Source organism: Alphaproteobacteria bacterium, from assembly GCA_040216735.1.
Taxonomy (GTDB): Bacteria; Pseudomonadota; Alphaproteobacteria; order SHVP01; family SHVP01; genus CALJDF01.
Genome location: JAVJOO010000005.1, coordinates 317,121 through 339,766, shown reverse-complemented (window position 1 = coordinate 339,766; position 22,646 = coordinate 317,121). Strand labels below are relative to the sequence as shown.

19 protein-coding genes are annotated in these 22,646 nt (G+C 62.1%); 9 read left to right on the top strand and 10 right to left on the bottom strand.

Features of this window, described 5'->3' with window-relative positions; all coding sequences use genetic code 11:
* Nucleotides 1-53: 53 nt before the first annotated feature.
* Together RID42_14900 and RID42_14895 are read right to left on the bottom strand one after the other, a co-directional pair.
* Nucleotides 54-2,015 (bottom strand): FAD-dependent oxidoreductase, encoded by a 1,962-nt coding sequence (locus RID42_14900; protein MEQ8248964.1) that lies wholly within the window; start codon nt 2,013-2,015, stop codon nt 54-56.
* A gap of 42 nt (nt 2,016-2,057) precedes the next feature.
* Nucleotides 2,058-3,236 (bottom strand): class I SAM-dependent methyltransferase, encoded by a 1,179-nt coding sequence (locus RID42_14895; GenBank protein ID MEQ8248963.1) that lies wholly within the window; start codon nt 3,234-3,236, stop codon nt 2,058-2,060.
* Nucleotides 3,237-3,340: 104 nt separating this feature from the next.
* Here RID42_14895 and RID42_14890 point away from each other — a divergent pair, with 104 nt between their 5' ends.
* On the top strand, nt 3,341-5,293 hold the full coding sequence (locus RID42_14890) for an FAD-dependent oxidoreductase (protein ID MEQ8248962.1): 1,953 nt from the start codon (nt 3,341-3,343) through the stop codon (nt 5,291-5,293).
* On the opposite strand, the gene RID42_14885 is transcribed toward RID42_14890, so the two are convergent.
* Complete coding sequence (locus tag RID42_14885) at nt 5,290-6,429, bottom strand: methyltransferase domain-containing protein (protein MEQ8248961.1); 1,140 nt, start codon at nt 6,427-6,429, stop codon at nt 5,290-5,292. The genes RID42_14890 and RID42_14885 overlap by 4 nt on opposite strands.
* A 127-nt stretch (nt 6,430-6,556) precedes the next feature.
* Between RID42_14885 and ppk2 the strand changes: the two genes are divergently transcribed.
* Complete coding sequence (gene ppk2 / locus RID42_14880) at nt 6,557-7,642, top strand: polyphosphate kinase 2 (GenBank protein MEQ8248960.1); 1,086 nt, start codon at nt 6,557-6,559, stop codon at nt 7,640-7,642.
* A gap of 63 nt (nt 7,643-7,705) precedes the next feature.
* Here ppk2 and RID42_14875 read toward each other — a convergent pair whose 3' ends face one another.
* On the bottom strand, nt 7,706-8,404 hold the full coding sequence (locus tag RID42_14875; protein MEQ8248959.1) for a hypothetical protein: 699 nt from the start codon (nt 8,402-8,404) through the stop codon (nt 7,706-7,708).
* A 153-nt stretch (nt 8,405-8,557) separates the two neighbouring features.
* Here RID42_14875 and RID42_14870 point away from each other — a divergent pair, with 153 nt between their 5' ends.
* Nucleotides 8,558-9,178 (top strand): glutathione S-transferase family protein, encoded by a 621-nt coding sequence (locus RID42_14870; GenBank protein ID MEQ8248958.1) that lies wholly within the window; start codon nt 8,558-8,560, stop codon nt 9,176-9,178.
* A gap of 64 nt (nt 9,179-9,242) precedes the next feature.
* On the opposite strand, the gene RID42_14865 is transcribed toward RID42_14870, so the two are convergent.
* From RID42_14865 to RID42_14855, 3 genes are all read right to left on the bottom strand, one after another.
* Nucleotides 9,243-10,784, bottom strand: a complete 1,542-nt coding sequence (locus RID42_14865) for an ABC transporter substrate-binding protein (protein MEQ8248957.1) — start codon at nt 10,782-10,784, stop codon at nt 9,243-9,245.
* A 111-nt stretch (nt 10,785-10,895) separates the two neighbouring features.
* A complete protein-coding gene (locus RID42_14860; protein MEQ8248956.1) occupies nt 10,896-11,936 on the bottom strand; it encodes an NADP-dependent oxidoreductase in 1,041 nt (346 codons plus the stop codon).
* Entirely contained in the window at nt 11,936-12,790 is an 855-nt protein-coding gene (locus tag RID42_14855; GenBank protein ID MEQ8248955.1) for a DUF4437 domain-containing protein, read from the bottom strand. The genes RID42_14860 and RID42_14855 overlap by 1 nt, the downstream gene beginning before the upstream one ends.
* Before the next feature lie 132 nt (nt 12,791-12,922).
* Here RID42_14855 and RID42_14850 point away from each other — a divergent pair, with 132 nt between their 5' ends.
* From RID42_14850 to RID42_14830, 5 genes are all read left to right on the top strand, one after another.
* Complete coding sequence (locus RID42_14850; GenBank protein MEQ8248954.1) at nt 12,923-14,515, top strand: ABC transporter substrate-binding protein; 1,593 nt, start codon at nt 12,923-12,925, stop codon at nt 14,513-14,515.
* A 111-nt stretch (nt 14,516-14,626) separates the two neighbouring features.
* Complete coding sequence (locus RID42_14845; GenBank protein MEQ8248953.1) at nt 14,627-15,637, top strand: ABC transporter permease; 1,011 nt, start codon at nt 14,627-14,629, stop codon at nt 15,635-15,637.
* A 2-nt stretch (nt 15,638-15,639) separates the two neighbouring features.
* A complete protein-coding gene (locus tag RID42_14840; protein MEQ8248952.1) occupies nt 15,640-16,536 on the top strand; it encodes an ABC transporter permease in 897 nt (298 codons plus the stop codon).
* Nucleotides 16,533-17,552 (top strand): ABC transporter ATP-binding protein, encoded by a 1,020-nt coding sequence (locus RID42_14835; GenBank protein MEQ8248951.1) that lies wholly within the window; start codon nt 16,533-16,535, stop codon nt 17,550-17,552. The genes RID42_14840 and RID42_14835 overlap by 4 nt, the downstream gene beginning before the upstream one ends.
* Nucleotides 17,552-18,520, top strand: coding sequence for an ABC transporter ATP-binding protein (locus RID42_14830; protein MEQ8248950.1), 969 nt, complete (start codon nt 17,552-17,554; stop codon nt 18,518-18,520). Before RID42_14835 ends, RID42_14830 begins: the two co-directional genes overlap by 1 nt.
* Here the strand turns inward: RID42_14830 and RID42_14825 are convergent.
* Nucleotides 18,512-19,372 (bottom strand): VOC family protein, encoded by an 861-nt coding sequence (locus RID42_14825; protein MEQ8248949.1) that lies wholly within the window; start codon nt 19,370-19,372, stop codon nt 18,512-18,514. The two genes, RID42_14830 and RID42_14825, sit on opposite strands and share 9 nt — an antisense overlap.
* Before the next feature lie 53 nt (nt 19,373-19,425).
* Between RID42_14825 and RID42_14820 the strand changes: the two genes are divergently transcribed.
* A complete protein-coding gene (locus tag RID42_14820) occupies nt 19,426-20,298 on the top strand; it encodes a helix-turn-helix transcriptional regulator (protein MEQ8248948.1) in 873 nt (290 codons plus the stop codon).
* Nucleotides 20,299-20,302: 4 nt separating this feature from the next.
* Here the strand turns inward: RID42_14820 and egtD are convergent, their stop codons facing one another.
* Both egtD and egtB read right to left on the bottom strand, forming a co-directional pair.
* Complete coding sequence (gene egtD, locus RID42_14815; protein MEQ8248947.1) at nt 20,303-21,286, bottom strand: L-histidine N(alpha)-methyltransferase; 984 nt, start codon at nt 21,284-21,286, stop codon at nt 20,303-20,305.
* Nucleotides 21,283-22,569 carry an ergothioneine biosynthesis protein EgtB gene (gene egtB / locus RID42_14810; GenBank protein MEQ8248946.1) on the bottom strand — a complete coding sequence of 429 codons (1,287 nt, stop codon included), beginning with the start codon at nt 22,567-22,569 and terminating at the stop codon, nt 21,283-21,285. The genes egtD and egtB overlap by 4 nt, the downstream gene beginning before the upstream one ends.
* Nucleotides 22,570-22,646 lie beyond the last annotated feature (77 nt).

Below are 22,646 nucleotides of genomic sequence, written 5' to 3'. Positions count from 1 at the left end.
TCGGTCCGCCCTGCCGGCAGCCGTTCCTGCGACCTAGGGTTTTGTTGGCGGGGTTACAGTGTGCGCGCCAGCACCGCCGCATCGCGCGTCGCCGCCCAGATCGAGCGCGGTGCGACGCAGTCGCCGACGGCCAGGGCGTCTTCGGGGATTGGTCGGGCGCTCGTACCGGTCGCCATGACGATCGCATCGAACGGCCCGAGGTCGCCGCCGCCGCGCAAACGCGCCACGCCGTTCTCCACCGCATCGACCAGCGTACTGGCATGGACAGTAATCCCGGCGGCGCGAACCCGCGCCGCCACGTCCAGCGCCTCGAAATAGAGATCGAGTTCCGGCGCGCCCAGCGCGCTCTCCGATGTCACAACGTCGACCGAGTCTACATCGGGCGATGCCGCCAGCGTTTCGCACAGCGACACGGCCGGCCACCCGCCTTCCTCGTCGACGACCAAAACCTTGCCCGATACCGCGACCGACCCGGCCATGATCTCGCGGCCGTGGGGCAAACCTTCGGTGCCCGGAATGCCGCCGCGCAGGTGGGGACGGATGCGCCAGATTTGCGTCGGGCCCGGCGTGCCGCCGATTGCCCAAATCACCGCATCGCCCGGTGGCGGCCGATCGGCCGTAACGGCCTCGTCCAAATGCACCCGTACCTGGAGCCGGCGCAGTTCGTTCTCCCACCAGTCGATCGCCGGCAACATTTCGTCGCGGTGCGGCGCCTCCGCCGCGAGCCGCATTTGCCCGCCAAGCCGCGGCGATGCCTCGTAAAGATCGACCCGGTGTCCACGCAGGGCGGCAACCCGCGCCGCCTCCATTCCTGCCGGACCGCCGCCGACGACGGCAACGTGTTTGGGTTTGGTGGCGGTCTGCAGCGGCGCAATTTCCGTCTCGCGTCCGGCGACCGGATTGATGATGCAGGTACCGGGTTGACCGCGCGTCACAAAACCAAGGCAGCCCTGGCTACAGCTCATGCACGGCCGGATTTCGTCCTCCCGGTCATCGGCCAGTTTGCGGATCCACTCGGGTTCGGCGATCCAAGTCCGTGCCATGGCGACAAGGTCGGCTTGCCCGCCGGCCAAGATTGCCTCGGCCTCGGCGGCGGTGCGTATACGTCCCGCAACGGTGATCGGTACGGCGAGGTGTTTCTTGAACACCGCGGCCTTGTCGGCGATTTGCGGTCGCGGCTTGGTCATCGGCGGGATCGTCGCACCCATTGCCCAGTGCGAGCCGGTCAACAGGCTGACGTAATCGATCAGCCCGCGCTCGGCGAGGTATTGCATGCAGGCAAGCGAATCCTCGAGATCGAAATCGTCGGGGTCCGTAGGGATTTCATGCGCGATCGATGTGCGCACGCCGACCGTGATCCGGTCGCCTGCCGCTTCACGCACCGCCTCCAACGCGTCGGCGACAATCCGCATCCGGTTTTCCAAACTGCCGCCATACTCGTCGTCGCGCCAATTAATCCGGTGCGACATGAAATTGCCCAGCAAATAGTCGGTCGCGGTCTGTACCTCGATCACGTCGATCCCGGCTTCGCGGCAGCGCCGTGCCGCCTGACCGTAGCCCCGGACGATGTCATGGATTTCCCGCTTGGTCAGTACCTTAGGTGTCTCGCGCACGCGGAACGATGGAATCGGCGAGGGGGCGACCGCATAGGGCGCGCCGCCGCGGTGCGGAATGTTGTGGCCGCCATGCCACAGGATGATCGAGATCGCCGCACCTTCGGCATGGACCTCTTCCGCGGCCTTGGCCAGCGAGGGGGTTGCCGCGTCGGTGATGACGGTGGCCGATGAAAAAGCGTTTTGGGTGGTCTCGTGCATCGGCGCCGATTCGATCCCGATCAACGCTGCACCGCCCTTCGCGCGCGCCACCATATAGGCGCGGTAGCGGTCCGAAATGCCGGGCTCGAACCGCGACAGTACCATGCTATGTCCGGGAATCACGGTGCGGTTGCGCAAGCGTGTCGGTCCCAGGTCGAACGGCGAAAACAGGTGCGGGTAGCGTTCTTGGGCGCTGGTCATGGCGAGCCTCCCCGGTGTGTTTTGCGGAACCGCAGGTAAGCCCTACTTCACCGCGCCGAAATAGAACTTCAACCCGCCGCCACGGTCCGATCCCATGATCTTCTTCGGGTCGACGGCAACGTGGGCACTGGTGCCGGCCGATGCGGCGGCACCCGGCGCGAAGGTCTGGAACACGGCGTCGCGAGCGAAACCCGCACCGACCGCCAGTTCCTCCAAGTCCAAATCGTGCACCGTGCCCCAGAACGGTTCGTTGTTGTTGTATGAATCCCAGTCGTGGGTGAAGGCTTTGAACAGGTCCATCCCCTCGAACTGCGGTTGTTCGGCGTGGACCATCGCGCCGCCCTTCTTCAAGACGCGGTAGCACTCGTCCATGATGTTGTGGATCGCGCGGTAGGCGGTCTCGTGCAGCACGGCATTGCTCACGACAAGGTCGAAGGATTCGTCGCCGAAGTTCAATCTCTCGGCGTTCTGTTGACTGAAGTGGATGGTGGTACCGATCGCCTCGGCACGCGCATGGGCATACCGCAGCAACGCGGCGCCGACGTCGACCGCCTGAATTTCCGCATCGGGATACGCTCGCGCCAACACCGAGGCCGATGCGCCGGTCGTGCATCCGATTTCAAGAATCCGTTGGGGTTTGAGATCGGGGAACCGGGCCTGCAAGAACTTCACAACCGACAGACCCGATCCTTCCATATAAGGTCCGAGTAATCCGTCGGTGTAGATAAAAGCGCCGCGGTCGTACAGCGCGCCCGAAAATATGTCGCCGTCGGCCAAGTCGGTTGAATAACCGCCCGGCATGGCATGATGATCGTTGTGCCCGACATACCCGGGCATCGGTAGCGCCGGGTCGAGCGTTAGGCTTCCCTTGGTCCTTCCCGAAACGAGGGCACGGGCACGGTCGCGCAGCGTGTCCCACTGGCGTTCGATGCTCTCGCCCACCGAATCCCACAGCATCTCCTGCGTCGTACGTTGCAGTGCGCTAGAAACCTGATACTGGCCGTCGCCGGCCATCGCTTTGCGCAATTCGTGCCGGTCGCGCGGCGCGCGGCCTTCTTTCTTGCGGAACGCGGGGCCCACGCGATTCTCGAAGGCCACGCGGTTGCCCGGCGTCACGTTGCCCAGTACGTGTTTGGAAAATCCGAACACGAAGCTCTGCCGTGCGGCCTCGTCGTGGTTTGCCTCGGGCAGTACGCCGTGCTGTGCTTGTTTCACTGCCATCGGTCCCTCCGAAAATGCAGCGGTCAGTGTGCCAAAGCGGTAGGGGCGCGACAAGGTCGCTTCGGGCTATGCTGTCCGCCCATTGGCCGGTCGGGGGAGGGCCCATGCCGCATCCACGTTATCCGAAATTGTTCAGTCCCTTACGGCTCGGCCCGGTCGGCCTGAAGAACCGCGCGACGATGGCCGCCCACGGGATGCGCCTGGGTGATGACACCGGCACCATCAGCCCGCGCCATCGCGCCTACATCGTGGCCCGGGCCAAAGGGGGTGCCGCCCTGGTCAGCGCGTCCTCGCTACCGGTCCATCCGACGAGCCAAACCTTTGCCGGATTGCAAATCCGAACCGCCGCCGACGATTTGATCCCGAGTCTGTCGGCAACCGCCGACGCCGTGCACGGGGCGGGTGCCAAGCTTGCCATTACCCTGTGGCACGGCGGCTATAACGTCACGTGGCTTGCTGGACGGGCCGCCGTCGGACCATCAGCCGTCGCCAATTCCGTGGGCCAGATTCCCAAGGCGTTGGAGATCGAAGAAATCGCTGAAATCGTGGCTGCCTACGGCGCCGCCGCCAGCCGCTGTCGGCAGGCCGGGGTCGACGTACTCGAAGTACAAACCTCGACCGACTATCTCCTCGGATCGTTTCTCTCGCCTGTCGTCAACCGGCGCACCGACGCCTATGGCGGTTCCTTTGACAAGCGCTTGCGCATCGTCCGCGAGGTTCTTGAAACCGTGCGCGAGAACGCCGGCCCAGCACTTGCGGTCGGCATCCGCACGTCGATTGCGCACCATATGCCCGGCGCGGTCGAAGACTTCGATGCCGACGCCTCTTTCGCCGCCGCCCGTGCGCTACAGGACGACGGTCTGCTCGACTATGTCAGTCTGATGTCAGGGTCCTACCGCGCCGCGGCCCATACCATCCCGACGATGGAGCAGCCGCGCGCGGTGCTTGCCGGTGCAGCGCAGCGTTTCGCGCAAGACCTCGACGTACCGATCATCGTCGCAAACCGAATCCGTACCGCACAGGAGGCTGAGGACATCATAGCCGACGGTGCCGCCGATGCGGTGGCGATGGCTCGCACGTGGATTGCCGAACCCGACTGGGCGGCCAAATACGAATCCGGCCAGGATAGGCGGGTTCGGCCCTGTGTGTCGTGCAGTCAGGCCTGCCAAGGATTTCTTGCGCGCGGCCTGCGGGTGTCGTGCATCGGCAACCCGGCGGCCGGCCGCGAGATCGAGTTTCCCGCGATCACGCCCAGGTCCGCGCCGCAAGATATTGTCGTCGTCGGCGGCGGTCCGGCCGGGATGGAGGCCGCGCGGCTCGCGGCGCTGCGTGGGCACCGCGTCGTTTTGTACGAGGCCGCTGCACACCTGGGCGGCCAGCTCGGATGGGCCGCTGCGGCACCGCACCGCGGCGAAATGAAGTTGCTCGTCGACTGGTGGGCGCGCGAACTGGACGCACTTGGCGTCGCGCTCCATCTCGACAGCACGGTCGATCCGCAGCGCGTCCCAACAGGTCGGGTCATATGGGCCACCGGCGCCGCCCCGTCGCAAAGCGCCGTTGGGAAGTTGCGTCCGGCTCTGGCGGAGGGGATCCCCGGTACCGAAGGGCTCGCCCATGGCCGCGATGTGTTGGCTGGGATCAAACCTGCCGCCGGGCGCGTTCTTGTCATCGATGAGGAGGGCGGCTGGCCGGCGGTGTCTTTGGCCGAAACGTTGGCCGCGCGGGCAGAGGTTTCTGCCGTCACCGTGGCCACGACCGAGTCCCAGCTCGGACTAGCCGACCTCACTTTCACCCGCGAACTCGCAGCTGTGAGCGTTCGACTGCGGGACGCCGGGATTAGCGTCGTCGGGAACGTGACGGCGACTCAAGTTGGCGAAGGCATTGCGGTGTTTCGCGACGGGCCGCGGCTAGGCCGCTTTGACACGATCATTCTGTCGACGGGCACGTCATCCCGGCCCACGCCCGCGGGCGCCTTGGCGGTAGGCGATTGCGTCGCACCGCGGTCCGTATGGGCCGCGGCGAACGACGCGCTCGACCTGATTGCCGGTCTGGATTAGCGCCGGCCGACAACCATGTAGCAGGCGCCCCCGGAGACCGTCCGGGCGGCGGCGGCGCCGATGGCTTCTTCCGCGTAGCTATTGCTCGTCGACCCTTTGGGCCAGCCCGCTTCGACGGCGAACTCGGCCAGGTCCATCGAGCGCATCTGGGTGATGAAGGGTTCAGCGTTATAGTGGGTATCCCAATCGGGAATCAGCCGATCGATCGGATGTTTCATGTCGCGGAACGGCGTGCCGTCGTTATGCAACATCAGTCCACCCGGCTTCAGTATGCGATGCGACTCGGCAAAGATTCCGCGCAATGCCGACCGCGAGGTCTCGTGAATCATGGCGTGCGACGCAACGATGTCGAAGAACCCGTCGGGGAAATTCGTCTTGGTCGCGTCTTGCTGGCTGAATTCGATCCCGCGCCCCAGAGCTTCCGCCCGGGCATGGGCATAGCGTAGCGACGGCGCGGCGACATCGATCCCATAAACCTCGGCGTCGGGAAAGGCCTCTTTCCAGGCGATTGTCGATTGGCCGATCGTGCAGCCCATTTCGAGAATGCGCTTCGGTTTCATCTTGGGGTAGGTCACTTTGACCCAATCGGCTACCTGCTTGCCAAGCTTGTCCATGCGTGGACCCAGCAAACCGTTCGTGTTCATATAGGTCGTACGTTCGTACTCGGCGCCAGCGAAAACGTCGTCCTCGGTCAGCTCGGTGTGATACCCGCCTGGCTTCAAGTGAATGTCGACGTCGACATAGCCCGGCACTTTGACGCTCGGGTCGAGCATCAGCGAGCCCAGCTTGCGGTTGCTTTGGCGATATTGCCGCGCCTTACCGATCAAATCGTCGAGTTGACGCTCTACCGTCGGGCCGACCGCTTCGCAGGTCCACTCGCGCGCGACGCGCCGCAGGCTACTCCACATTTGTCCGTAGGGCTCGGCCAGGACTTTCTTGCGCTGTTCTTGCACCGACATGTCGCTGCCGTCGCGTGGCTTCAGCTTGGTGTCGTAGAGCGCGTAGTTTCCCTGGTGGTAATTGCCGTTGATTTGCCAAACATACTCTTGAACGAAGCGCTCCCGGGAATACGAATCGTGATCGGGATCGGCCATCATGTCGTGGCGGGTTTGGCCTCCAAGGTCGTCCGTTTTCATGTTCTCAGTCTCCTCTGGCGCTGGGTGGTCGGAGTATAGACCTTGCCGCCAAATTGTGGCTCACTGTTTTTGCGGGGTTCAATTCCAAGGGTTAGGCTGTATTTTCCGGCCCGAAGAAGGGGAACCTATGTCCGATTCCACTCAAATGCCTTTTCAAGGCGCTAATTCTCCTGAGAAGGCCCGGGAAATCCAAGCCGATGAGCCGCTCACCGCAGGTGTGCAGGAGCCGGCGGTGGCGCAGCCGGTCGGTCCGAACGACCGTGCGGTTGAGGACAATAAGCCGCTAACAAGTTCAAAAGAGCCACAGCCCGAGACCGCGAGACAGGCTCGTTCCCGGTCGCTAGCGCAGATGCGGCGCGATGGAGAGGCGATTCGGCATGCATTCGAGACCGGCGACTTTCCCTACAAAACGAAGGTCCGTCGGAACGCCTACGAGAGGCACAAAGCTGCCCTCCAGGTCGAACTCCTCAAAGCGCAAAAATGGATCGAGAAGTCCGGTCAAAAGATCGTGGTCCTGTTCGAAGGCCGCGATGCTGCTGGCAAGGGCGGCACGATTAAACGCTTTATGGAGCATCTCAACCCGCGCGCGGCGCGGGTGGTCGCCCTATCGAAGCCCGACGACCGAGAGCGCACGCAGTGGTACTTCCAGCGTTACGTCGAACATTTGCCGGCGGCCGGTGAAATGGTTTTCTTCGATCGCTCTTGGTACAACCGCGCCGGCGTCGAACGTGTTATGGGCTTTTGCTCGCCGAACGAATATTTGGAGTTCATGCGCCAAGCCCCGGAGTTTGAGCGGATGCTCGCCCGCTCCGGCATTTGGATGTTCAAGTACTGGTTCTCGGTGACCAGCGTCGAGCAACGCCGTCGCTTCGAAGCGCGCAAGATCGATCCGCTGAAGCAATGGAAGTTATCGCCGATTGATCTCGCATCGCTCGACAAGTGGGATGATTACACCGAAGCCAAGGAAGCGATGTTCTTCTATACCGACACCGCCGATGCACCGTGGGTGATCGTCAAATCCGACGACAAAAAGCGCGCCCGGCTGAATTGCATGCAGCACTTTCTATCGACGCTGCCCTATCCGGACAAAAATACCCAGGTGGTTCGCCCGCCCGACCCGCTAATCGTTGGCTCCAGCAGTCACGTCATCGATCGTAGCGACCATATCCTTGGGAAAATAATGCACCCGGACTTGCGTCGCTCTCCGAACTGATTCGGTGGTCCCAAGCGGCGGTGTGCAACGACCCGGTTCCAGCCGTCGCCTGATACGGCATTTCTAGCGGCTGGGGTGTTCTAGTTCGGCGAGTTCGTAGGTCTGCCCGAGCAAATCCCAGCGTGCGCGTACCGGAACGAAGTCGTCGCCCCACGCCCAGATTTCGACGGGATGGTCTCGGCCGCGACGACGATTGTAGTTCTTCACATGGACCGTTTCGAAGGTTCCGGCCTTCGTGGTGATGGTCTCGCTACCGCAAAACTCGACGTCGACGTCGGCGAGGGACAGCAGCGGCCCCGATCCGCCGTTGGGGAGCGGCGAACTCATCGCAATTCCCTCAACGGCTTGAAACGCAGCGCCGCCGGTACGGCGCCGGGCTGCGGCCTTGGCGTGCCACGTGTCACAACAGATCGGGTGACCGCCAAATGAGGGTGGCCAGGCCGGCGCGGTCATGCGTTGCGAAATGCGGCCCGCATCCTGCGTCATCGCTTCGCAGTCGACAAAGCCGTCACCAAAACGAAACCAAGCGGATCCTTGAAAGGCGCTCTTGATCGCTAGGCGAACGAAGGCATCGCGCGGTTGCCACGATCCGTCGAGACTCAGGACGACGTCGCGTAACAGCTCGTCGTTGTCCATTTCACATTGGGCGCGAAGTGTGCGGCACCCGTCGGGTTGGACGGTTACGGTGAAGAACTCCCGGCCTTCCTCGCCCTTGCCATCGGTCATGTAAACGATCTTGCCGCGATAGGTGGTGTGGTTCACCGGATTGCTCCCCAAACAAAGGCGCCGTACCGCGGCACCAAGCCTTTAATGATGCCACGGCCATGCGGTCGCAACCGCTGCATGCACGTCGCTACGTTAGCGAGTAACCTGGGGGCCACAAAGCGAAAGCCCGCGCGACAGGAGGAGGTGTGCATGATCGAGGTCTACCTCGTGCCGACTGCGAACGGCCAAAAGGTTGCGGTTCTCCTCGAAGAGTTAGAGTTACCCTATGTTGCGCACCGAATCGCCCGGAGAGCGGGCGATCGACCGTCCGATACGTACCTAACCCTTAATCCAATGGGTAAGTATCCGACGTTGGTCGACCCGGATGGGCCCGGCGGGCCCTTGGTGGTGTTCGAAACGCTCGCGATTGCCCAATACCTGATGGAAAAAACCGGCAACCTTCTGCCGACCTCACCCGCCGCCCGCAGCGCCGCACACATATGGGCGGCTGTGGCCGCGAGCGACCTTACGCCAGCGCTAGCAATGCAGTACTTCCTGACGTTGCGCGCGACCGGCGATGTGAGCGAAGCAACCGATTGGATTGTGAGCGAGATTCACCGTTACCTCTCGGCAATCGATTCGCGATTGGCGGATGCGACCTACCTTGCAGGTGAGGACTATTCCTACGCCGACATACTCACCTATCCGCTGATGGTCACCTCGGTTCAGAGACTGGAGGACGGCTATGCGCCTTACCGCAACATCGCGCGATGGGCCGATCGGGTCGGTGCGCGGGAAGCTGTCAAGAAGGGGATGGCCGCTGCTGGGTAGCGGTTCGCAAAAGAAAGGGCCGCCTCGGCGAGGCGGCCCTTGGTCCCAAGGTGGGCTATTGTGGTTAGTTCGTTAGCGTCATGTTTTCGTAATTCAAGCGCTGATTGATCTGTTTGAAGTTTTTGACCTTCGGCGAGATCGACATGCTTTCGATACCCTGGGTCAAAAAGATGATCGGCGCGTTCGCGGCGTTCTTGGCCAATAGTTCATGGAGGATCGCCAAGCGGGCGTCCGGGTCGAACTCTTCGGCCTGCCGCTTGACAAGGTCCATCTCGTCTTCGTTGCAGTAGTAGGGCGGGTTCTTCATGCATGAGGTGAACGACGTAAACGAACGACCCGCATCGAGGTTGCCGCTCAGGTCATGGCCGAAGCCGAAGGCATCGTAAGGCCAGTCGCCCGCGAGCCAGTGCTTCAGCCAATCGGCGAAGGTTTGACCGACGAAGTTTGCTTTGATCCCGACGGCATTCAGGTCCTGCACCGCCGATTGATAGACCAAAGTGAAGACCGGATTGGTGGTCGTCCCTTGGATTTCCATCTCAAAGCCGTTCGGGTAACCCGCCTCGGCCAGCAGCTTTTTCGCCCGTTCGGGGTCGTAGCTGTAGGGCTTTACGTCGGGGTTGAAGCCGAACGCGTTGGTGGTGGCTGCTTGGCTCGCAACGGTTGCGTTGCCGCCGTAGATATTGTCGACGATGGCTTGCTTGTTTACGGCGTAGTTGAGTGCCTGACGCACCCGGACGTCGCCGATCGGGCCCTCGACGTGCTTGCCGCCGCGGTAGGATACGAAGGAAAGGCCGAGGGTGCGGCCGGCCGGCACGCTGTCGACAATGAAACCGCCCCGCTCAAGCGTAGGGATGTCGTCGATCCCGGCGCCGGTATCGATGTGAATTTGACCGGACTGTAGGGCTTGTAAGCGCGCGGCCCCTTCGCCGAGGTCGAGGTAGTCGATTTTGTCGATGTTGCCGGTGCGCGGGCGAATCGTGTTGGCCTGGTCCGCGCGGGCGTTGATCGTGATCTGGCCCGGTTTGAACGACTCGGCAACGTAGGGACCGGTGCCGTGTGGTTTCTTAGCAAAACCCTCGATCCCAAGGTCGGCCCAAGCTTTCGGGGCGACGATATGCACCGCGGCGAATTCGCGTGAGGCTAGCGGGTAGGGGGTCTTGGTCTTGAACTCAACCGTGAGATCATCGACCGCGGTGACGCTGTCGACGATCGGGGCCATGTTCTTGCCGATTACGGTTGTGGCACCCTTCTCGGACTGAAGCCAGTCGTAAGTTGCTTTGACGGCAGCGGCGGTCAAAGGTTCGCCGTTGGTGAAGGTAACGCCAGGACGCAGTTTGAACGTCCAGGTCAGGTTGCTGTCGTTGGTCCAACTACCGGCAAGCGCCGGTTCGATGACACCGCCGTCGCCGATCTCGGTCAGGTTGTCGTAGAGCGGGGTCCATACAAACACATGCGGTAGACCGCGACCTGTATAGGGGTTGCCCTCGCCGGGCGGCATCGAGCGCATGCCCACTTTGAGGGTTTCGGCGTTTACCGGACCGGCAGCAAGCAGCAACGCTGCCGCGACGCCACCCGCGACCGTTAAGGCCGACACATATCGTTTCATGAACGGTTCTCCTCCCAAGCAATCATAGCGACTCGTGGGTCGCCAATAGGGTACATGGTGATGAGAAATCTAGGCGTTTTCAAGATGACCGGTCGCTGGCCGCCGCCCGCCTCAATCGGCGACCTTGACCAGCCGTTTGCCGATGTTATCGCCGGTCAAGACGCCGATAAATGCCGCGGGCGTATTCTCGATCCCGTCGATAACGTCCTCGCGGTACTTGAATGAGCCGCGCGCGATCCAGGCGGCCATCTCACGAATGCCGGTTGCGTATTCTTCGGTATAGTCGTGCACCACGAACATCGGTTTTTCGTAGGGCCAGGACCAATGGGACTGGCCGTCCGGGACGGTGTTATAAGCCGAGGCGATGCCGACCAACCGGTAGCGGTGACCTGGCGTGTGCAGGGCGGCGATCGCTTCCATGATTGGCCCGCCAACGTTGTCGTAATGGACATCGACCCCGCGCGGGCAGGCGTCGCGCAGCGCCGCATCGAGATCGGGGGTCGTCTTGTAGTTGATCCCGACATCGAACCCGAGCTCGCTCGTAATCCACTCGACTTTCTCGTCGCTGCCGCAAATGCCGACAACGTGGCACCCGGCCATCTTGGCGATTTGCCCAGCAATAGACCCGCCGGCGCCGGCGGCAGCGGTAATCACCGCGGTTTCGCCGTTCTGGGGCCGCAACTCGCGGGTCATGCAGAAATAGGGCGTCAACCCGGCACGACCTAGGACGCTCGCAAATAGCGATACCGGGACACCCAGCGAGGTTTCGCAGACCACAACCCCGCCCGGGTTATGGCGCTTGTTCACCCATCCGTCGGAGACGGCATAGTTTTGCCATCCAAGGAGGCCCTCGACGACAGCGCCACGGGGGTATTTTGGGTTGTTGCTTTCGACAACTTCGCCCAGGAAGCCGCCGGCCATCACCCGGCCTACATCGGTGATCGGCCCTTCCTTACGCGAGGCGGCGTTCGACTCGCTGGAAGGGTTCATTAGCATTCGCAAGAACGGGTCGACCGACAAATAAAGCGCCCGCGCTAGGAACTCGTTGGCACCCGGAGTCGGCACCGGACCGACCTCGAGGTGAAAGTCGGATTCGCGGGGCAGACCGTTGGGGTAGGCGGCCAGCATGATCCTTTTGTGAACGTCGGTCATCAGTAGTTCGCTGGCCGAACGTAGGGTTTTGCGTATTTTTTTAGGTGGCTCGGCAGCTTGGGACGGTATTTCGGAGTCCACGACATTCGTTCGGGCTTGGTGCCGACAATGTTGTCGAGCGGTCCGTTTACGGTGCGGACCCAAAGATTGTAGCCGGCGATGGTGCCTGCCGGGCCGTGCCAAATCCCCTCTCGCCACCAGACGTAACCGCCGGGGCCCATCACGCCGCAATCGCCCCATACGTATTCGCCGTCGATGCAGTAGATCTCCTCGATCATCGAATGCGTCCACTTGGGCTTCAGCATCCCTTTGGGGATCCGGTGCGCGGGCGACGTATAGAGAAAAGATGTCTCGCCAGTATCGGGGTCGGTGCGCAGCGGCTTGATCGCGACACCGGCCGCAAAAACCGGATCGGCGAGCGATGCGTCCCACGTCATCGACAGCGTATCGATGTAATCGATCAGAAGCCGTTTATCGAACAGACCCCGCGGCGGTTGGCCGCTCTCATGGACGGGCGTGTCGGAAAACGTGGTCAGGAGGACCGCGCCGTCCTTGGACGACATCGCCCGCCGCACATGACCCGCGGGCAGGAAGGCATAGGCATGGGTGCCGTACTCGATCCCGTTGATCCGGATCGATCCTTCCAGGACCAGGAATTCCTCATGCGCCCCGACATAGTGCGTGTCGCGCCGTTGCCAGCCCTTGGGATAGCGCACGATGCAGGTGGAATCCGCCGGCGCCTTCGGGTCGATGGAGAGGATTTTCGATCGGACGTCAGGGCGACCGCCACCGTAAATCCCGCGGCGCCAGGGCAGGCCCTGGGCCTGGATAAAAAGTGTGTGTGGTCGGGCCATCGTTCCCTCTATTCCGGCCTAATTCAGGCCATTACTAGCCTATTTCACGAGCGCTGTTGTGTTAAACTGCTTTGATCTTCGCCAACGGGCCCGCTAGAAGTCCCGGCAATACGTCCACATAGGGAGATGAGTATGACAAACCGTTTGGTGCGGTCGTTCCGCACAATCCTCGCCGCTGTCGCGATTGCCGCATTTATTGCGCCGGTCGGAACGGCGGTCGCGGAGCACGGGAGCGATACGTTCACGATCGCGACCCGCTTGACTGATTCCAAGTTCGACCCGGCGTTTCACTTCGCCGAGTTCGACGCCGTCAATATCCTCAACACCTACGAAGGTCTCGTCGTGCCAGTCAAAGGCAAGCCGCCGACCGGCCAGCTCGCCGAGTCCTGGAAGGCCAGCGCCGACGGCAAAGTCTGGACCTTTAAGTTGCGCAACGACGTGACCTTTCACGATGGACGCAAGCTGACTGCCAATGATGTCGTTTATTCGATGGATCGCTTCCTGACCCTTGGCAAGGGCTACTCGTCGTTGCTTAAGGGCATCCTCGATGTCGGCAACACCAAGGCACTCGATGAGTCAACCGTGGAGTTCACGCTGAATTCGTCGTTCGGTCCCTTCGTCGACGTTCTGGTTCAGTTCTATGTCGTCAACAGCGAGTTGCTGAAGGCGAACCAGAAGCCTGGCGACTTCGGCGCCAACGGCGACTACGGCACCGACTACCTGCTGAGCCACGATGCAGGCTCGGGTCCCTACAAGCTGGATTCCTTTGTCCCCGATCGACGGCGTGTGTTCGTTGCCTATGGCGATTACCGCGGCGGTTGGAGCGAGGCGCACTTCAAGCGCATCGTTGTCGAGATCGTCGGCGAGACCGCGACGGCTCGTTCGTTGCTGACGGCAGGCGATGTCGACTTCGTCGACCAGTGGCAGCCGTTGGATTTCTATAAGAACCTCAAGGGCCAAGCCGGCATCAATGTAAACGAAGACGCCGACAACAAGCTCTACGTCGTTCAAATGAACACCACCCGTCCGCCGTTCGACGATGTGAACTTCCGCAAAGCGGTTCTTTACGCCTTCGACTACAACACGGCGAACGACATTATCCTTGGTGGTGCGATCAAAGCGAACGGCCCCGTGCCGAGTGCGATGCCAGGACACGATGCGTCGATCTCGGGATATACGTACGACGTGACCAAGGCGAAGGAATATCTCGCCAAGTCGAAGTACAAGCCCGGCGAGATCACGTTGAACTGGGATTACATCAAGGCCGGTGCCCACGAAGAAATGGCGCTGTTGATGCAGTCCAATCTCAAAGCTGTCGGGATCGACATGAAGATCACGGCGGAACAATGGCCGACGCTGTCGAAGAATGCAGCAAAAGCCGATACCGCCCCGCATTTCTTCCCGGTCTACAACACGGCGAAGTACCCGACCCCGGATGCGTTCACCTACGCAATGTATCATCCGGTTAACCATGGTCAGTGGCAGGCATCCGCACACTTCAACGATGCGGCGGTCTCCAAACTGCTCGAGGAAGCCCGTTCGACGCCGGACGCGGCCATGCGTAACCAGAAGTACGGCCAGGCGACTAAGATGATTGTCGACGATGCCGCGTCGCTATGGGTGGGTTACACCATTCACCGGGTAGCACTGCGCGATCGGGTCAAAAACTACGAGAGCAAGGGCCTGATGGCCTTCGACCTCAACGTTTACAACCTGCGCCACTAGGTTCCAGTTCACGACCCTAGGAAAGGGCGGCTTTGGCCGCCCTTTCTATTTTGGCCGCTTTGCCGTCCTGCAAAGGGTGCGTAAAGTTGTATTCAGGGGAGACTAGAAGTCGTGCGTTTCGTTGTCCGTCGGATGATCGAGTTGGCGGTGGTCATGTTCGGGCTCTCGGTTCTGATCTTCGTGATCAGCCGGGTGCTGCCCGGCGATCCGGTGCGCTTTGCGTTGGGCCCGACCGCGACGGAAGAACAGATCGCCCAACTCACCCGCGAGATGGGCCTCGACAGTCCGTTGGTGGTGCAATACTGGCGCTTGATCCAGGGACTGTTCCGCGGCGACCTCGGCGTTTCGTTGACGACCTTCCGCCCCATCGCCGGGGACTTGGCAACCTTCCTGCCCGCCTCGCTGGAGCTCGCGCTGCTCGGCATGGGGCTTGCGATCGTCATCGGCGTGCCGCTTGGGGTGATGACGGCCGTCCATCGCAACCGAAGCCGCGATTTCATCGGTCGTGCGCTCGCCTTTACCGGCGTCGCGATTCCGGTGTTTTGGTTCGCGTTACTGGTGCAAACGCTGCTGGCGTTCGAGTGGCGTCTGTTCCCGGCGCTGGGCCGGATTGACGCCGACGTCGCGCCGCCGCCGCATGTCACGGGATCGTTTTTGGTCGACAGTCTTTTAGCCTTCGATATCGGCCTGTTCCTCCACGTCCTGTCGTTCTTGATTCTGCCCGCGCTGGTGCTGGCGGCTTCGCCGATGGCGATGATCATGCGCCTGTTGCGCGCCAGCATGATCGACGAAATGGGAAAGGATTACGTTCTCACGGCCCGCGCGAACGGTATGCCGCGCAACTTGCTGGTTCACAAATACATGCTGCGCAATGCTTTCTCGGCGACACTGACAATCATCGGCTTGCTGTTCGGCTTCTTCATCGGTGGGGCGTTTATCGTCGAGACCGTCTTTAGCTGGCCTGGCATCGGGCGCTACGGTGTGCGCGCGCTCCAGTTCAAGGACTTCAACGCCATCATTGCGGTGACGTTATTGGTCGGGATCGCTTACGCGGCCGCGAACACCGTGGTCACCGTTCTGTACGGCTGGTTGGACCCGCGCCTGCGATTGGGCCGGCACTAGCGATGGTGGATCGTACCCCTGAGGGCGGACTCGAAGACGGACCGGTCAGCGTCGCGGTCCCGGCGTGGCGCATCGCCGCCGAGACGTTGCGCAAGAGCCCGCTGTCGATGGTCGGTCTGTTCATCGTCGCGCTGGTGCTGGTCTTGGCGATTTTCGGTCCCTGGATCGCGCCGTTTCCAGACGACGCGGGCGCCACAGTGAATTTTGCGGAACGCCTCCAGCCGCCCAGTTGGAAACATTGGTTCGGGACCGACATCGTCGGCCGCGACGTCCTAAGCCGGGTGATCGTGGGGGCGCGCATTTCGATGATCATTGCGGCGTGCGTCATCGTGTTAGCGGTCTTCATCGGCGTGCCGATTGGAATTGTCGCGGCGTTCTGGGGCGGGTGGCTTGGCAATGTTCTGATGCGGATCAACGAAGTGTTCCTTGCGATTCCGTCGTTGGTGTTCGTGCTCGCCGTGGCCGCACTGTTGGGGCCGAGCCTGCCGGTAGTGATTGCCGCAATTGCCCTGGCGTGGTGGACTTGGTTCGCGCGACTGGCCTACGGCGAGGCGCTGCACATCAAGGAAGAACAGTTCGTCGAGGCCGCGCAGGTGTCGGGGGCCAGCGGTTTACGTATCGCCTTCGGTGAAATCCTGCCGAACCTCACCAGCGTTCTGATCGTCAAGATCACGCTGGATATAGGCTATGTGATATTGCTCGGCGCGGCCCTTGGCTTCCTCGGTCTAGGGGTGCAGCCGCCAGATCCGGAGTGGGGGATCATGGTTGCCGAGGGGCGCGATCAACTCCCTGACGCTTGGTGGCTCACGACCTTCCCCGGTCTTGCCATCTTTATCACCGTAATCGGTTTCAATTTGCTTGGCGACGGACTGAACGACTTGTTGGGCGCGCGACAGTGAGCGCGACGCTCGACGTCGAGAACCTGGAAATCGGTTACCGCGACGCCGACGGCGTCGAGGTGACGTTGCTGCGCGGTATTTCCCTGTCGGTCGCTCCCGGCGAAATTATTTCGTTAGTTGGCGAGAGCGGCTGCGGCAAGTCCGTTACGTCAAAGGCGATCCTCGGAGTGCTCCCCGATAACCTCGAAGTACGTGGCGGATCGATCCGATACGAGGGAGCCGATCTCATTGGCCTCGATGAGGCCGGGTATCAGGCGCTTCGCGGACGGGCGTTTACGCTGGTCCCGCAACATCCGTTGAGTTCGCTGAACCCGGTTTTTACGGTGGGCCAGCAGTTCTTCGATCTGATCGCCTTTCAAGGCCGGACCCGGGTCGGTGTCATCGATTACTGGCGCCCGAGGCTGAGCGGGGTCCGGCGGCGCGAGATTCGGGCGCGTACCATCGCCGCCCTCAAGGAAGTGAGTCTGCCAAGCCCGGAGGAACTGATCGACCGTTACCCGCTGCAACTCTCCGGCGGGCAGAGCCAACGCGTCCTCATTGCCATGGCGCTGTTGGGCGATCCGAAAATCGTGATTGCCGACGAACCGGGCACTGCCCTCGACGTTACCATCGAAGCCCAAATCAACGATCTTCTGCTCGAACGGGTCCAGGCCCGCCATACCTCGATGATCTACATCACCCATGACCTTGGAATCGCCAGCCAACTCGCCGATCGGGTGTTTGTCATGTACGCCGGTCGCGTCGTTGAAGAGGGGCCGACCGACACGGTTTTCAGCGCCCCGCGACACCCCTACACCGCCGGTTTGCTCAAGGCCGTCCCGAAAGTAACGGACGAACCCTTCGAGGGCATTCGCGGCACGCTGCCGGACCCCAAAGCGATCGGGACAGGGTGCGCCTTCCGTTGGCGCTGCCGCCATGCGACCGACGCGTGCGCGGCCTCGGTTCCTTCGCTCGATACGGTGGGCGCGGGCCACCGCGCTGCCTGCATTCGCTCGGGCGAGCTCGAGTTGGCGTGATGCGCGTCCTCGATCTCAAAAACCTCACCAGAAACTTCGGCAGCGCTGCCAACCCTGTGCGGGCGTTGCGCGACGTGTCGCTCCACATCGACCGGGGCGAGCGGCTCGGGATCGTCGGCGAATCCGGGTCCGGCAAAACGACACTGGCGCGAATCGTCTTAGGCCTGACGCGGGCGAGTACCGGCACGGTGCGGATTCTCGACCGCGATGTGACCGCCCATACCAACGCGGACCGACGCTTCATCCACCGCACCGTCCAGATGGTGTTCCAGGATCCGATGTCTTCGCTCAACCCGCGCAAGCGGGTGAAGGACATCGTTGCGCTCCCATTACGTGCTCAGGGAATCGGGACCGGGGCCAGCCGCGCGGCCCGGGTGCGCGACCTTATGGAGAGTGTCGGGCTACCGCAGCGCTTTCTCAACGCTCGGCCGGGACAGCTCTCGGGCGGGCAAAGGCAACGCGTCGGCATCGCGCGGGCCCTGGCGATCGAGCCGCAACTCCTGCTGCTCGACGAGCCGACGGCTTCGCTCGACGTCTCGGTGCAGGCGCGGGTCCTTCAGCTTCTAGGCGAACTGCAAGAACGACTCGGTATCGCCCAGGTTATGATCTCTCACAATTTGGGGGTCATCCGGCACGCCGCCGACCGCGTGGCGGTGATGTATCTAGGGCAGATCGTCGAAACTGGGACGACGGCCCAACTCTATGCGGCGCCGGCGCATCCCTATACCCAGGCGCTGTTCTCGGCTATTCCACGGATCGGCGATGGTAAGCGAACCGTGGGCGACGATCACGCTCGGGCGCGCGGCGAGGTTGCGAGCGCGCTCAATATTCCAAGCGGCTGCGCCTTCCATCCGCGCTGCCCGCGGGCGACTGATGTGTGCCGTACGACGGAACCCAAAGCGATCGAAGTGGCGCCCGGGCAATTCGCTCGCTGCCACCGCGCGGAACCTATCGCCGGTTCAGCCTAGCGCGCGAAACTCGACGACAGCCCCGCCGCCGTAGTCTGGGGCCACCCATAGCCTGTCGGTTTCCTCAACAAACGGGACACCGGCGCTGCGCAGATGCTGGGCGGTGTGCGCAAGGTCCGCGACCCCAACGGCGAACGCAGGCAGCGAAGGTAGGGCCGGCGGGACCGTCCCTGGATAGCGGGCCGCTAATCCAGCCGGATCGAGAACGGTCAACCGCGCCTCACCGCAGTCCAGGGCGCGCCCGAAACGGGCGTCGGTCGGCGGCACCTCAAGAATCTTTTGATAGGTGGCACAGGCTGCGTCGGGCGTTTCACTGCAGACTATCGCTTCGACCACGGCGAGCGCTCCATTGGCGTGATTCATCACGACGTCTTGGAAGACCAATTCCGGATTGACGTGTTCGACCACGCAAATCAGACCCTCCGGTGCGGCGTCCTGGGGCAGGGGAAACCAGCGAAAACGCGCCGTGCCGGTTTTGCCGTAGTAGACGAAGCGCGCCGAGTCCATCACCTCCGGTGCGGCGATTCCCTGCTGTCGCAACGACGCGCCGGCCGCGTCGGCATCGGCGGCCGCGAGGCAAAGAATATGCAGACCTTCATAGCGTTTGAGGAATGCCTCGACATGGCTGCCCTTCTTGGGGGCGACGATGCCGGTAAGCTCGACATAGGTCGAGCCGAATACGAAATGCTGGCTATGCTGGCCAAGTTCGATGTCGTTGCCTTGGGGGTCTTTGCCCATCAGCGGGCGCGGTTCGGTCACCGTGAACCCGAGCCGCTCGTAAGCTGCCTGGTTCGCCGCCATGTCGGCGCCGACGATGCCGAGGTGGTCGATCCCGGTGATCGGTTTGGTCATGATTCGCCGTCCTTTGCTTTTTATCCGCAACGCATTTGATAAAGTACAACAGGATGGTGGAGCCAACACAACGTTCAACGAACCGGAGAGAGATTGCGCGAATCTTCCGCGAGCGGTTGACCGAGGCGATGGGCCGCTCCGGCTTGCGCGCCGCTGGATTGGCCGCGCGGATCGGGGTCGACCGCTCAACGCTATCGCAAATTCTGTCCGACGAAAACGACCGCCTGCCCCGTGCCGACACCGTGGCGGCGATGGCGAGCGAGCTACAGGTCAGCCTCGATTGGTTGCTGGGGCTGAGCAACGAAACCCTGCGCGGCGCCGATATCCTGCACGAATCCTTGCAAATCGCCGCGAGTGCGCAGACTCCGGTGGACGCTCAGTTGGTGCGCTGGCACTTGGAAGCGTCGGGCTACAAAGTTAGGCACGTTCCCGCGTCGTTGCCCGATCTGGTCAAGACCGACGAAGTGCTGCGATACGAATACCGGAACTTCGCGGCGCGCGATGCCGACGACGCGATTTCTTCGGAAGGCGACAAGCTCGAAAGCACCCGCACGCCCGAAGCTGACATGGAAGTCTGCATGCGGATCCAAGACCTGCGGGCGTTTGCGTTGGGGACGGGCCTGTGGGAGGGCCTTATGGCCGATGCGCGGCGTCGTCAGTTCGAGCGGATGAGCGCGCTGTATGACGAACTGTATCCGTCGCTCCGGATCTATCTTTACGACGGGCTGACGCATTATTCCGTGCCATACACCATATTCGGCCCCAAGCGGGCGGCGCTCTATGTCGGTCAACTCTATTTTGTGTTCAACACGCGCGAACACATCCGTGTTCTCACACGTCATTTCGACGAATTGATTAAAGGGTCCGTGGTCCAGGCGAACGACTTTCCCGCCGTGATGACGGACCTGAGCGCCGCGATCGACTGACGGCTTACGCTTTCAAATAGTGCAGGCTGAAGCGGCGGTCGTTGTCGACCCAGACGCGGGCGGGTTCGTATCCGGCGCGCCGGGCTAGTGCCTGGAACTCGTCGACATCGTATTTGTGTGAATTTTCGGTATGGATGTATTCGCCTTCGGCGAAGTGAAAGCGCTCGCCCGCGACCATGACGGATTGGGATTCGGTGCTGACCAGGCGCATCTCGATGCGGCCTTCTTCTTCAACCCATGGCGCATCGTGGCGGAATTTTTTCAGATCGAATGTCGCGCCGAGTTCCCGGTTGATCCGGCGGAGCAGATTGAGGTTGAAGGCCGCTGTGACGCCCTGTGAATCGTTGTAGGCGGCACGCAGTGTCGGCTCATCCTTGCGCAGGTCGATCCCGATCAGAAAGGCACTAGCGGGCCCGAGGGTCGTGCGGGCGCGATCAAGGAAACGTTCGGCGTCGGCACGCGTGAAATTGCCGAGCGTCGAGCCGGGAAAGAAACCGAGACGGTTGGTCGTCGGTAAGTCATCCGGCAGCGCGATATCGCGGGTGAAATCGGCGCAGATGGCGATCACTCTCGTTTCCGAATAGTCGGCCGCAAGCTCGCGCGCGGAAGCGACCAAATGCTCGCGCGAGATATCGATCGGAACGAAGACCGGTGCGCGTACTGCATCCAACAGCAACCGGATCTTGACGACCGATCCCGCGCCGAACTCGACCACAACCGGCTTGGGGCCAACCGTCGCCTTGATGTCGTCGGCGTAGTGCTCCAACAACCCGATCTCGGTGCGAGTCGGATAATACTCCGGCAGTTCGGTTATCGAATCGAACAACTGGGACCCGCGCCGGTCGTAAAAGAACTTGCTCGAAAGTGCCTTTTGGCGCTTGGCCAAGCCATCGAGAATAGCCGTTCGGAAATCGTCCTCGGCCGGATCGAAGTCGTGAAAATCCTCAAGCGCGCCAAGCTCGCGTTGGGTCATTGCCATCTTTGTCATTCTGCATCCTCCGCCAACCGCAACCCGGCAAACATCCACCGCGTGTTTGGGTAATAGAAATTCCGATAGGTGGCCCGCACGTGCCCATCAGGGGTCGCGCAACAGCCGCCGCGCAACACAATCTGATTGCTCATGAACTTGCCGTTGTATTCGCCGACCGCACCCGCCGCGGGCCGAAAGCCGGGGTAGGGCACGTAGGGACTTTGGGTCCATTCCCACACGTCGCCGAACATCTGCTGAAGGCCTGCGCCGCCGTTGGGTGTGGGTGCCGGCCGAAACAACCCGCTGCCGATCGTGTTGCCCTCAGGCTGGAGCGGTCCAGCGGCGGATTCCCATTCCTGCTCGGTGGGGAGGCGTTTGCCAGCCCACGTCGCATAGGCATCGGCCTCGTAGTGACTGACGTGGCAGACCGGGGCGGAGTCGTCGACAGGGCGCAGACCGGAAAGAGTCATGGCATGCCAAACGCCCTGGGCTTCTTCCCAATAGAGCGGGGCGTTCCAATGTTCTTTGTTCACGGTCGCCCAGCCGTCCGAAAGCCAAAGGTCTGCGCGGCGGTAGCCGTCGTCGGCGATGAAGGCTTTCCATTCGCCGTTGGTGACCGGTCGGGAGGCAAGGCGGTAGGGGCGCAGCAACGCTTGGTGGCGCGGCCCCTCGCAATCGAAGGCAAAACCGTCGCCATCGTGCCCGACCTCGACGATGCCGCCATCGAAATCGATCCAGTCCAGCGGGCCTGTCTCGCCCGCGGTTGCGGGCCGGTAGGGCGCGAATGCCGGGTGCAGCGCGTTGTGCGAAAAGAGGTGCAGGATGTCCATCAAGATGAGCTCGTCGTGCTGCTCTTCGTGGGCGATCCCAAGGTCGATCAGCGGAGCGATCCTGGTCCACACCTTGTCGTCCGCCGTTGCGATCAGGCGCGCCATGGCGTCGTCGATGGTACGGCGATAGTCGGTTACTTCCGCGACCGTAGGGCGGGTCAACAGGCCGCGTTGCGGACGTGGGTGACGCGCGCCCGCCGCCTCGTAATAGGAATTGAAGAGGTAGCCATACGCAGGATCGGGGCTGCTGTAGCCCGCCAAATAGGGCTGCAATAGGAATGTGTCGAAGAACCAGGTGGTATGGGCGCGGTGCCACTTCGTTGGACTCGCATCCGGCATCGATTGCGGGATTTGGTCTTCAACCGTCAGGTGCGCCGCAAATTCTTCGGTAAGCGCACGGCAACTGTGGAACCGTGCTGCAACGGAAGCGCGGTCACCGGTTTCGGCAGGCGCCGTCTGGACTTCAGGGATGTCGTCCCCCTAACCGGCAGCCAACCGGACGTATCGATGAGTCACCCACTTGTTGATAAACAGCAACATCGGTGACA

What these genes read in the sequence shown, in the direction of transcription:
- RID42_14860 (MEQ8248956.1), bottom strand. Translation starts at nt 11,936, where the DNA reads ATGACCGACGTTCACAAAAGGATCATGCTGGCCGCCTACCCCAACGGT.
- egtD (MEQ8248947.1), bottom strand. Translation starts at nt 21,286, where the DNA reads ATGACAAAGATGGCAATGACCCAACGCGAGCTTGGCGCGCTTGAGGAT.
- RID42_14890 (MEQ8248962.1), top strand. Translation starts at nt 3,341, where the DNA reads ATGCCGCATCCACGTTATCCGAAATTGTTCAGTCCCTTACGGCTCGGC.
- RID42_14895 (MEQ8248963.1), bottom strand. Translation starts at nt 3,236, where the DNA reads ATGGCAGTGAAACAAGCACAGCACGGCGTACTGCCCGAGGCAAACCAC.
- RID42_14820 (MEQ8248948.1), top strand. Translation starts at nt 19,426, where the DNA reads ATGGTGGAGCCAACACAACGTTCAACGAACCGGAGAGAGATTGCGCGA.
- RID42_14855 (MEQ8248955.1), bottom strand. Translation starts at nt 12,790, where the DNA reads ATGGCCCGACCACACACACTTTTTATCCAGGCCCAGGGCCTGCCCTGG.
- RID42_14885 (MEQ8248961.1), bottom strand. Translation starts at nt 6,429, where the DNA reads ATGAAAACGGACGACCTTGGAGGCCAAACCCGCCACGACATGATGGCC.
- ppk2 (MEQ8248960.1), top strand. Translation starts at nt 6,557, where the DNA reads ATGTCCGATTCCACTCAAATGCCTTTTCAAGGCGCTAATTCTCCTGAG.
- RID42_14830 (MEQ8248950.1), top strand. Translation starts at nt 17,552, where the DNA reads ATGCGCGTCCTCGATCTCAAAAACCTCACCAGAAACTTCGGCAGCGCT.
- RID42_14850 (MEQ8248954.1), top strand. Translation starts at nt 12,923, where the DNA reads ATGACAAACCGTTTGGTGCGGTCGTTCCGCACAATCCTCGCCGCTGTC.
- RID42_14870 (MEQ8248958.1), top strand. Translation starts at nt 8,558, where the DNA reads ATGATCGAGGTCTACCTCGTGCCGACTGCGAACGGCCAAAAGGTTGCG.
- RID42_14825 (MEQ8248949.1), bottom strand. Translation starts at nt 19,372, where the DNA reads ATGACCAAACCGATCACCGGGATCGACCACCTCGGCATCGTCGGCGCC.
- RID42_14840 (MEQ8248952.1), top strand. Translation starts at nt 15,640, where the DNA reads ATGGTGGATCGTACCCCTGAGGGCGGACTCGAAGACGGACCGGTCAGC.
- RID42_14865 (MEQ8248957.1), bottom strand. Translation starts at nt 10,784, where the DNA reads ATGAAACGATATGTGTCGGCCTTAACGGTCGCGGGTGGCGTCGCGGCA.
- RID42_14900 (MEQ8248964.1), bottom strand. Translation starts at nt 2,015, where the DNA reads ATGACCAGCGCCCAAGAACGCTACCCGCACCTGTTTTCGCCGTTCGAC.